Annotated in this window: 10 protein-coding genes; all 10 read left to right on the top strand. The window is 42.5% G+C overall.

All coding sequences use genetic code 11. The features are described from left to right. Positions 1-26: 26 nt before the first annotated feature. The 10 genes from AB1L08_RS15335 (at position 27) to AB1L08_RS15380 (ending at position 10,212) form a co-directional block, all read left to right on the top strand. Positions 27-1,187 carry a glycerate kinase gene (locus tag AB1L08_RS15335; RefSeq protein ID WP_144461976.1) on the top strand — a complete coding sequence of 387 codons (1,161 nt, stop codon included), beginning with the start codon at positions 27-29 and terminating at the stop codon, positions 1,185-1,187. After that, positions 1,184-1,402 (top strand): hypothetical protein, encoded by a 219-nt coding sequence (locus AB1L08_RS15340; RefSeq protein WP_144461978.1) that lies wholly within the window; start codon positions 1,184-1,186, stop codon positions 1,400-1,402. The genes AB1L08_RS15335 and AB1L08_RS15340 overlap by 4 nt, the downstream gene beginning before the upstream one ends. 23 nt (positions 1,403-1,425) lie before the next feature. Beyond that, complete coding sequence (locus AB1L08_RS15345; RefSeq protein ID WP_144461980.1) at positions 1,426-3,000, top strand: sodium:solute symporter family protein; 1,575 nt, start codon at positions 1,426-1,428, stop codon at positions 2,998-3,000. Then, positions 2,993-3,553 carry a hypothetical protein gene (locus AB1L08_RS15350; protein ID WP_144461982.1) on the top strand — a complete coding sequence of 187 codons (561 nt, stop codon included), beginning with the start codon at positions 2,993-2,995 and terminating at the stop codon, positions 3,551-3,553. The genes AB1L08_RS15345 and AB1L08_RS15350 overlap by 8 nt, the downstream gene beginning before the upstream one ends. Before the next feature lie 81 nt (positions 3,554-3,634). Beyond that, positions 3,635-5,236, top strand: a complete 1,602-nt coding sequence (locus AB1L08_RS15355) for a class I adenylate-forming enzyme family protein (RefSeq protein WP_413065532.1) — start codon at positions 3,635-3,637, stop codon at positions 5,234-5,236. A gap of 1 nt (position 5,237) precedes the next feature. Then, positions 5,238-6,815 carry an acyl CoA:acetate/3-ketoacid CoA transferase gene (locus AB1L08_RS15360; RefSeq protein WP_222119364.1) on the top strand — a complete coding sequence of 526 codons (1,578 nt, stop codon included), beginning with the start codon at positions 5,238-5,240 and terminating at the stop codon, positions 6,813-6,815. A gap of 22 nt (positions 6,816-6,837) precedes the next feature. After that, complete coding sequence (fabG, locus tag AB1L08_RS15365; RefSeq protein ID WP_144461986.1) at positions 6,838-7,578, top strand: 3-oxoacyl-ACP reductase FabG; 741 nt, start codon at positions 6,838-6,840, stop codon at positions 7,576-7,578. Positions 7,579-7,604: 26 nt separating this feature from the next. Further along, positions 7,605-8,795 carry a thiolase family protein gene (locus AB1L08_RS15370; protein WP_144461988.1) on the top strand — a complete coding sequence of 397 codons (1,191 nt, stop codon included), beginning with the start codon at positions 7,605-7,607 and terminating at the stop codon, positions 8,793-8,795. An 84-nt stretch (positions 8,796-8,879) separates the two neighbouring features. Then, the gene (locus AB1L08_RS15375) at positions 8,880-9,314 is read left to right on the top strand and encodes a DMT family transporter (RefSeq protein WP_144461990.1); all 435 of its coding nucleotides are present in this window, start codon (positions 8,880-8,882) and stop codon (positions 9,312-9,314) included. 16 nt (positions 9,315-9,330) lie between these two features. Next, entirely contained in the window at positions 9,331-10,212 is an 882-nt protein-coding gene (locus tag AB1L08_RS15380) for a 3-hydroxyacyl-CoA dehydrogenase family protein (protein ID WP_413065533.1), read from the top strand. Positions 10,213-10,516 lie beyond the last annotated feature (304 nt).

Genomic DNA, 10,516 nt, shown 5'->3' on the forward strand with positions numbered 1-10,516 from the left:
TTTTATAGCTTGAGAGGGTGCAATAAATGAAAATTGTTATAGCGACTGACTCTTTTAAGGGAAGCGCCTCTTCTTTGGAAGTTGCCGGTTTCATCGAAAAAGGGATAAGAAGAGTCATACCGGAAGCAGAGATAATCAAGCTCCCATTGGCGGATGGAGGGGAAGGAACTGTGGAGGCGCTCGTCTCCACATTGAGAGGCAGATATATAGAAAGAGAAGTAACTGGCCCTTTGGGAGGGAAAGTAAAAGCAAAATTCGGAATTATTGATGATCGCCTAGCCGTCATTGAAATGGCAGAAGCGTCAGGACTGACATTGATCAAGGAGGAAGACAAAAATCCTTTTATTACGACCACATATGGTACCGGAGAACTGATCAAGGCGGCCTTGGACTTCAATGTTAAGGAAATTTTAATCGGTATAGGGGGCAGTGCGACTAATGATGGCGGGACAGGAATGGCGCAAGCTTTGGGTGCATCATTTAGAGATGCTCATAACCGTGAAATTGGTTTTGGAGCCCAGGCATTAAAAAACATTCGATATATAGATGTATCCGGGCTGGATAAAAGGCTCGAACATACTAAAATTACCGTGCTGTCTGATGTGATTAATCCATTGTGTGGGGAAACCGGTGCTTCCTATGTGTATGGTCCGCAGAAGGGTGCATCGGACAGTGATCTTCAAGAGCTGGATTCTCTTTTGCGCTCATACGGTGAAAAACTTGAAGTCAAATTGGGCAGAGACATTATTAACGTAAAAGGCGCTGGCGCTGCTGGTGGCCTTGGGGCAGGGTTGATGGCATTTTGCAATGCCGAATTACATCCTGGCATTGACAGAATATTGGACTTCATCCGTTTAAGCGAATATGTGGAGAGTGCAGACCTAGTCATAACAGGGGAAGGAAAAATGGACTTCCAATCTATACAAGGTAAAGCGCCTATCGGAGTTGCAAAGATTGCAAATGCTTACCAAGTTCCTGTTGTAGCTGTTGTCGGGTCTGAGGGGGACAAGGCCAACCAGGTTTATAATCATGGGATTGATTTGGTCATGGATATTATTAATAAGCCAATGAATACACAAGAGGCAATGGAAAACGTTGCAAAATTGACCGAAAACGCCGGTGAAAAAGTTATGCGGGCTTATCTTTTAAAAGAAAGCTTTAGGAAGATGAAGGAGGAAAGAGTATGAGTAAAAAAGCCAAAGTTCTCTTTATTCTATTTAACGTTGCATATTTTACTTTCGACTGGATGCTGATTCCATACATGCCGAATCCATTATTATTCGGATGGATGCCTCTTCAAATGTTTTTGCTGTTTGGACTGCCTTTAGTGGCAGCGCTTGTATGGGCTCTGTATTATAATACTTTTTTCAAAACACAAGAACACGTGGATTATAACAAGTAAAAGAGAGTGAAGGAGGTACATGCATGAGTGCCAGCATGTGGATTATTATAGGAATTTTGATTTATGCAGGATTTATGATTATTCAGGGCTTTAGCTCTTTTAAAGAAACAAGTAAATCATCAGAAGCTTTTTTTACAGCTGACAGGGGAGTCAATCCATTTGTCTTGCTTGCCACAACGGCAATTTCAGTATTCTCGGCATTAGCCTTTTACGGAGTGCCGGCGGCTATCTACCGCGAAGGTATTGGATATTTCTCCAATACAGGTGGGATGATTGCAGGATTGCTTTTCGTTATCATCGGTTACCGTCTTTGGATTCTCGGTAAAGAGTACGGGTTTTTAACGCCTGTTGACTACCTGCGTTCCCGTTATGACTCAGAAATATATGGATTGTTGGTAGCAGTGGTTTTAATTCTATTTATTGTTCCCTATGTTGCGATGCAGTTGATTGCCATCGGAGACGCGATGGTTGTAACAACAAAAGGCCTTGTACCATACATTATTGCAGTCGCGCTAGCTACAATCGTTGTTTCACTGCATATTATAGGCGGCGGAATGAAGTCCGTAGCCTGGCTTGATACGTTTCACTTTATTTTGGGATCTGGAACATTAGTTATATTAACCGTTTATTTGACAATGGCTTATTTCCCTGATGGCGGTCTTGCCCAGGCGGTTGACAAGATGATGCAGCATCCGGAAACCGCAGCGATTTTGTCTCATCCGGGGCCAAACGGCACGTTTAACTGGCAGGGAACGTTGTCTAACGTATTAACCGGTGCAGTGGCAACAGTAGTTTGGCCTCATATTTTCATGAGAACATACATTGCAGCAAACAAAGATACCTTTAGATTTATGTCATGGTCATTACCGGTTGCATATGTATTCGTTTATTTCTTTATCGTTTTGATTGGTGGAGTAATTGCTCCTGCGATTGTAGGTCCTGGCTTTGCCGATACAGATAACATTATTTCGATTTTGTCGACTGAGTATGCACCGCCTATTATTTCATTCATATCTTTGCTGTGTCTATTCGCATTTGGTGTTTCAACAGCAGACTCCATGCTTTTATCGGCAAGTGCGATCGGTTCCCGTGATGTTTATGTGCGCCATGCCTATGAATTAAAAGGAAAAACGGTGGATCCGAAGAGAGTTGTATACTTTGGACGCGTGCTTCTTGTCATCCTAATGCTCCTGACATTGATTGTGGTCGCTTTGCGCCCTGCTTATATCGTTGACTATGCTTATAAGCTGTCGTCTCCATTCTTTGCGCAGATTCTCCCTGCTACGGTAGGTGGATTATTCTGGAAGAGAGGAACAAAAGAAGGCGCTTTTGCAGGGACCATTTTAGGATTGGTTGTTACAATAATTTTCACATTCTTTGTAACACCGCCATTGGGCTTCTCCGCCCTAGTATGGGCATTACTTGCCAATGCCGCCGCTTATATTGTAGTCAGCCTTTTGACAAAAGCTCCGGAAGAAATTATTAATAAATATATCGTCCGTGTAGATTCAATCATTAACTCAGGGACAGAGATTAACTCAGCTGTAGATGCTTCTTTATCATCATTAAACAATAGAAAGGTCGCTAAAAATGATTAACAGTGTACCGTTGAACATTTATGGCATCTGTATCAACCATCCGGCTGATTGGCAAGTATTTGTCAATCCAAACAGTAAGTTCACGTTCGATGAAGGATTGATCAAGATTGATAAAGTAAAAGGGACACAGAAAGCCAAAGCTTCTTTATCTATCCGCTGGGCGAAGATGGTGGATGATATTACGCTTAATGAATATGTGGAAGAACTGGAAAAACAGTTTAAATGGAAGGAAGAAAGAAGCCGCCGTAAAGATCGGTACAAAATAGTGAGCAAATCCAAAATTCAGATGAATGGAACCGAGGGCTGCTTATTGGAGAATGAGTTTGTTGCAAACCATAGCATTTACCGGATTTTTGGAAAAGACGAATTGGTAAAAGTACTGCAAGTATTTTTCTATTCCAAAGAAACCAAAAGGATGGTGGTCGCTTCCATGTCAATGTCGCCGGAGGAACTCAAAAGGAATAGAGACCAGTTTGTAGGGATTTTGACTACACTGCATGAGGATCTGAACACCGGCAGGACAGACTATCATCCATTACGGCTGGCATATTAGTTCTTGTAACGCTCCTGTCCAGAGGAGCGTTGCAAGATGCATCTATATTGCATGATAAAATATTGATTGGAGGTGGATGCGTTGATAAAGGGAAATGATTATTGGGGCAAAGGCTTAACTGATGAAATGATGGTTAGAAAATTGAATAACAGGGAATATAGTACGTTTAATGACATGAAAAGCAATATGTACCAAGTTCTAAAAGATAATGCCGAAGAATGCCCTAATAAAGTTGGAATCATTGATATCGATGGAAAATCGTACTCCTTTCAAGAATTGTTGGTTCTGACAGATCGATTGTCTGCTTACTTTGCAGAAAAGTATCACATACGAAAGGGAAGCCACATCGGATTACTCTTATACAATTCCATGGAATTTGTGATCTCATTTTTAGCGGCTCAAAAATTGGGGGCGGTCATCGTTCCATTTCCAACAAAATATAAAGAGTCGGCCATTGATTCTTTAATCTCCAAGAGTGATTGTGATCTGCTAATTGTTGATGAAGCATTTCAACCTTGGATGGAAAAGTTTAAAAATGAAGGCAAGCATGTCTTTGTTTTTGCCAAGCAATCATGGCGTGACATTCCATACCAATATACAGAAACAAGGGATTGCGGTTTATTGGAAGATACGGCGATTATAATGTTTACTTCCGGAACAACTTCATTTAGCAAAGGAGTTGTTATCAGGAATTTCAATTTACAACATGCCGTAATTGCATATAGGAAAATATTGAACTTGGGAGAAAGCGATTCTACCGTTCTATCCATTCCAATTTATAATATTACCGGGCTGGCAGCCACTTTGTGCTTGTTCCTGCAATGTAAAGGAACGGTTTATTTGCACAAGTTTTTTGATGCAGCCCGGCTATTGACGTATATCGAGAAATACAGCATTACTTTTTATCATGCATCACCTACGGTTTTTGCACTTTTATTAGAAAAGAAAAGTGCATTCCCGAAACTTCCGACTCTGAAAACCTTAGGATGCGGTAGTGGAAATATGCCTGGTGAAATGATCACAGAATTAAAGAAGTGGCTGCCTCAAATGTCATTCCGGACGATTTACGGATTATCAGAAACCACTTCTCCTGCCACTATATTTCCAGAAGATGCATCTGAAAGCGAGTATATTGGATCTTCAGGTATTCCCATTCCGGGTCTATGTTTAAAAATAGTGGATGAGACTGGTGAGGAAGTGAAAGATGGGGACATTGGAGAGATCTACTTAAAAGGAACCAATGTCGTTGAAGAATATTACAAGCGGGAGACTGATTTAATAACCGCGGATAAATGGCTGAAGACTGGCGATATCGGCTATGTGAACGAGGCTGGCTACCTTTATATTGTGGATAGAAAAAAAGATATGATCAATCGCGGCGGCGAAAAAATATTCAGTTATGACATCGAGAATGAAATTCGAAAGATTGACGGGATTCATGAAGTGGCAGTTGTCGGTAGGAAAGATCAAAAATACGGTGAGGTTCCGGTAGCGGTTGTTTCAGTAAAAGCCGGTTATCTTGTAGAGGAGGACTATATACGCTCTTGTTTAAAAAGCCGGTTGGCAAGTTATGAAATTCCTGTTGAGTTTTATTTTGTGGAGGAAGTCGATAAAACACCTAACGGTAAAATAGACAAAAAAGGTATAAGGGAATGCCTGACAAGGCTTAAAGGAGAGAAATGACTTGAAAGCACAGTTTATGAAGGCGGAAGAAGCTGCCGGTCTGATAAGAGATGGCGATACAGTCACGACGGTTGGAATGACGTTGGTAGGTGCCGCAGAGGCGGTCTTAAAGGCGGTTGAGACCAGATATCTAGAAACAGGACATCCGAAAGATATCACGCTTGTTCACTCCGCGGGGCAAAGTGATCGTAAAGATGGAATTCAGCATTTTGCCCATGAAGGATTGGTTAAGAGAATCATAGGCTCACATTGGGGGTTGCAGCCGAGATGGATGGACATGATTGCCAACAATAAAGTGGAAGCTTATTGCCTGCCGCAGGGGCAGATGGCTCAATTATACAGGTCAATGGCTTGCGGCCTTCCGGGAAAAATGAGCAAAGTTGGATTGGGAACCTTTATCGATCCGCGGGTCGAAGGCGGCAAGATGAATAACCGCACGGAGCCATTGGAAGATCTGTCCGAAATTATAGAATATGACAATGAAGAATATATGTTCTATAAAAAGATTCCATTGGATGTATGTGTCATTCGCGGTACAACGGCGGATGAAATGGGCAATATCACGATGGAAGAGGAAGCGATGAAGCTGGAGGTTTTGCCTGCAGTGCTGGCGACAAAAAGGTTTGGAGGAAAAGTGATTGCCCAAGTCAAAAGAGTCGCCCAGACAGGAACGCTGAATCCTAAAGATGTTGTGGTTCCGGGTGTGTTTGTGGATGTAGTGGTGGAATGTGAAAACCCTTATGAGGATCACAGACAAACGTCCTCCTGGTACTTTGACCCTTCTTATTCCGGAAGTTTGAGAGTTCCACAAACATCGATCAAGCCGCTGGAGTTGAACATCCGAAAATTCATTGGCAGAAGAGCAATGTACGAAATCAAAAAAGGAGACATCATCAATCTTGGAACCGGCATACCGAATGATGTCATTGGAAATATCGCAAATGAAGAAGGTATATCCGATGAGATGATGATTACCGTGGAGTCGGGGATTTACGGAGGAGTTCAAGCGGGCGGCATCGATTTTGGAATCGGACAAAATGTATACGCGATGATCAGCCACGACCAGCAAATGGATTACTATAATGGAACTGGCGTTGATGTTACTTTTATGGGTGCTGGCGAACTGGACGGGGAAGGGAATGTCAATGCGACTAAGATGGGCCCGTTATGTACGGGTTCAGGTGGATTCATTGACATTACACAAAATGCCAAAAAAGTTGTTTTTTGCGCTACATTCAGCACCCGTGGTGCCAAAATCAACTTAGAGAATAATCAAGTTAACATCGAACAGGAAGGCTCAATCAAAAAAATGGTGTCAAAAGTCACTCAAATCTCCTTCAACGGAAAATTGGCCAGGGAGAAAGGGCAGCAAGTACTTTTTGTTACAGAGCGGGCTGTTTTCAAGCTGGTCAAAGAAGGAGTCATGTTAATCGAAATTGCTCCCGGGGTGGATTTGCAAAAAGATGTGCTTGATATGATGGACTTTGAGCCGATTGTCAGTCGGGATTTGAAAGTAATGGATGTCGAACTCTTTAAAGAGGGTCCATTCGGATTAAGAGATTTCATGACAAATGAGTAGCGTAATAAAGGAGGCAGAAGAAATGGGAAGATTAGAAAATAAAGTGGCGATTGTAACTGGTGCCGCCAGGGGGCTGGGAAAAGGTATTGCTGAGAAGCTTGGAAAAGAAGGCGCAAATATAATTGTGGTAGATATGAATGAGGATAGCTGCAAATCAGTTATACAAGAGTTTTCAGAACAAGGGTACAATGCTTCATACTATACTGCCAATATAGCAAAACAGGAAGAAGTACAGGAGTTGTTCAAGTATGCATTGGAAACTTTCGGAACGGTTGATATTCTAGTAAATAATGCCGGAATCAATAGAGATGTAACTCTCCATAAAATGACTGCCGAACAATGGCAGCAGGTTATTGATGTGAACTTGACGGGTACTTTCTTCTGTACACAGGAAGCAGCCAAAATTATGCGTGAAAAAGAATACGGAAGAATTATTTCCATTTCTTCAGCGAGCTGGCTTGGCAACTATGGACAAGCGAACTATGCTGCTTCAAAAGCTGGTGTTGTGGGTCTCATGAAAACGGCCGCACGTGAATTGGCGAAGAAAAATGTTACATGCAACGCCATCTGCCCAGGCTTTATTGATACCGACATGACAAGAGGAGTCCCTGAAAAAGTATGGGATATTATGGTATCTAAAATTCCAATGGGAAGAGCCGGAAGCCCTTCTGATGTAGCGAACATGATTGCTTTCTTGGCATCAGATGAAGCCTCTTATATTACTGGTGAAGTCATTAATGTTGGCGGAGGAATGGTTCTTTAATTAAAAGAAAGAAGGAGTGTTATACAATGAGCAACTTGAAAGAAGTGGTAATTGTATCTGGTGCAAGAACACCCATTGGAAGATTCGGCGGAAGTTTAAAGGATATTCATCCAACTGATTTGGCGGCATATGCTGTTAAAGAGGCAGTCAAAAGAGCGGGCATTGACTCACATGTGGTTGATGAGCTGATTGTTGGAAATGTTGGACAGATTGCAGAGAACGGATTTATTGGCAGGGTCGTGTCGTTGAAATCTGATTTACCCGAAGAAACAACTGCTTACTCCGTGAATAGACAATGCGGATCGGGATTGCAGGCAATTGTAGACGGAATGCTTGAAATCCAAACAGGAAATGCCGATGTCGTGATTGCGTGCGGGACCGAAAATATGTCTCAGCTTCCGTATTATGACAAGGGTTCCCGTTTTGGATATAAAATGGGGAATGGTGTATTGGAAGATGGGCTTTTAACGATTTTGACATGGCCTGGCGGACCTTATCATAACGGGATTACGGCTGAAAATGTTGCTGATAAGTATGAAGTGACAAGGGAGCAGCAAGATGAGTTTTCTTTAGTCAGCCAGGAAAAAGCCATAAGGGCCATCAAAGAAGGGTTATTCAAGGATGAAATCGTGCCTATCAAAGTGACAGATAGAAAAGGCAACGTAACCGTTGTGGATACGGACGAACATCCCAGAGAAGGCCTGACAATGGAAAAGCTGGCAAAAATGAAACCTGCCTTTAAAGAAGGCGGGTCTGTGACTGCGGCCAATTCTTCAGGGATCAATGATGGTGCGGCTGCCGTAGTATTGATGTCAAGAGAGAAGGCGGAAGAGCTTGGAGTTCAACCGATTTTGGCCATAAAAGGATATGCCGTAGCAGGAAACAGTCCGGATGTAATGGGGTATGCCCCAAAACTTTCGACAGAAAAGCTGGCCGAAAAGTTGAACTTGGATTTGAAATCAATCGATATTTTTGAGGTGAATGAAGCATTTGCTTCACAGGCGTGCGCAGTTGTAAGAGATTTGGATATTGATCCTGCCAAAGTCAACGTGAATGGCGGGGCCATTAGTTTGGGTCATCCTGTAGGTGCTACCGGTACCATTTTGACGGTAAAACTTTTGTATGAAATGCAGAGATCCAACTTGGATAAAGGAATCGTTACGATGTGCATTGGCGGTGGACAAGGAATTTCAGCTCTCTTTGAAAGAGTAAAATAACTGATTCAGCCCAGTGGCCCCTCCTTGTCCGCTCTTTATTAGGATGAGCTAGGGGCTGCTCTTCTTAGAAGAGGAGGCGGAAAGATGAAATGGTTTTATCTATTACTAACTTTAGCCGGCGGCCTTGCAGTTGGAATGCAGGCAGCTATTAACGGCGGTCTTGGAAAAAAGGTGGGATCAATTGAAGCCACCTTTATTTCTTTTTGTATCGGTACAGCTGCATTGTTTTTTATGGTTTTATTCTGGGGGAAAGGCAATATTCTAGCGGTATCCGGGGTACCCAAATACCAATTGACAGGCGGTATTTTAGGCGCATTTTATTTAGCCACTGTCGTAGTTGCTGTTCCAAGAATAGGTGTTTCAATGTCTTTCGTGGCGGTGATAACAGGCCAACTCTTGATCAGCTCTCTGATTGATCATTTTGGATTGTTCGGCGCTCCAAAAATTCCATTGGACATGAAAAAGGGAATAGCTCTATGTTTGATGTTGAGTGCGATTTATTTGTTTCATCATAAATAAAGGAGGATCTGTTTTAATGAAAACGGTCGCAGTGATTGGTGGAGGATTGATGGGATCTGGGATTGCACAAGTGATTGCGGAAGCTGGCAAAAAAGTATGCTTAGTGGAAGTGGATTCAGACAGGGTACATAACAGCCTTGAAATCATATCAAACAATTTAAGTAAAAAAGTCAAAAAAGGAAAGTGCACAAAAGAGTATATGGATGAAACGTTAGCCCGGATATCGGGGACGTCAGATATGGAAGAAATTCGAGAGGCTCCATTCATTATAGAAGCTGTTCCGGAAAAATTGGATCTTAAGAAAAAAGTCTTTCGTAATATAGAAGTGCATTCAGCGAAGGATGCCATTATTGCTTCTAACACTTCCGGCCTTTCCATAGCTGCCATCGGGTCGGCCACCAAAAGGCCGGAAAAAGTGATAGGATTGCATTTTTTTTACCCAGCACCTGTAATGAAACTGGTAGAAGTGATACCCTCATTACTTACTGACAAAGAAACTTATGAAACTGCTAGTCAATTTGTCAAGGAAATAAAAAAGGAGCCGGTTGAATGTAAAGATTATCCGGGATTTTTAGTTAACCGGATTCTTGTACCCATGATTAATGAAGCAATCTTCTGTTTGATGGAAGGCGTGAAACCTGAGGATGTGGACCAGGCCATGAAGCTGGGAGCTAACCATAGAATGGGTCCTATCGAATTGGCTGATTTTGTAGGATTGGACGTTCTGCTGGCCACTATGGAAGGTTTGTATGAAGGATTTAGTGATTCTAAGTATCGCCCTGCTCCTCTTTTGAAAAAGATGGTCGAATCCGGAAATCTTGGTAGGAAAACAGGAAGAGGATTTTATTTATACGACGAAGAAGGAAGCCCCCGACGGCTCAACGGCAGGGGGGAGTGAACGGACTTATCACTGTTCGCTGTATTTATATAACCCCTTAGTTCCTTGTAATGTTATAGTTCGCTTGTGAAACGGGATCAATGTCTCAATCAGCCAGAAACATGTTTGTACAAGTAGGAGGACGAATAGTTTTGCGGGCGGGGTCCAGTTCCCATGGGCGCTATCCTTGAACAAGGATAGCGCCTATTTAATGGTTTAGAAAACCCCTGGCTATGCCGGGGGTTCCAGAGAGCTTATAGCGTGGTAACAAAAAAACCTCACTTCATGGTAGGATAAAGTTGGTTTCCCGACCACTTCATCTCGC

This window comes from Siminovitchia jepli (assembly GCF_047228825.1).
GTDB lineage: Bacteria > Bacillota > Bacilli > Bacillales > Bacillaceae_C > Siminovitchia.

Excerpts from the sequence above, each read along its gene's own strand:
- AB1L08_RS15335 (WP_144461976.1), top strand. The coding sequence starts at position 27 with ATGAAAATTGTTATAGCGACTGACTCTTTTAAGGGAAGCGCCTCTTCT.
- AB1L08_RS15340 (WP_144461978.1), top strand. The coding sequence starts at position 1,184 with ATGAGTAAAAAAGCCAAAGTTCTCTTTATTCTATTTAACGTTGCATAT.
- AB1L08_RS15345 (WP_144461980.1), top strand. The coding sequence starts at position 1,426 with ATGAGTGCCAGCATGTGGATTATTATAGGAATTTTGATTTATGCAGGA.
- AB1L08_RS15350 (WP_144461982.1), top strand. The coding sequence starts at position 2,993 with ATGATTAACAGTGTACCGTTGAACATTTATGGCATCTGTATCAACCAT.
- fabG (WP_144461986.1), top strand. The coding sequence starts at position 6,838 with ATGGGAAGATTAGAAAATAAAGTGGCGATTGTAACTGGTGCCGCCAGG.
- AB1L08_RS15370 (WP_144461988.1), top strand. The coding sequence starts at position 7,605 with ATGAGCAACTTGAAAGAAGTGGTAATTGTATCTGGTGCAAGAACACCC.
- AB1L08_RS15375 (WP_144461990.1), top strand. The coding sequence starts at position 8,880 with ATGAAATGGTTTTATCTATTACTAACTTTAGCCGGCGGCCTTGCAGTT.
- AB1L08_RS15380 (WP_413065533.1), top strand. The coding sequence starts at position 9,331 with ATGAAAACGGTCGCAGTGATTGGTGGAGGATTGATGGGATCTGGGATT.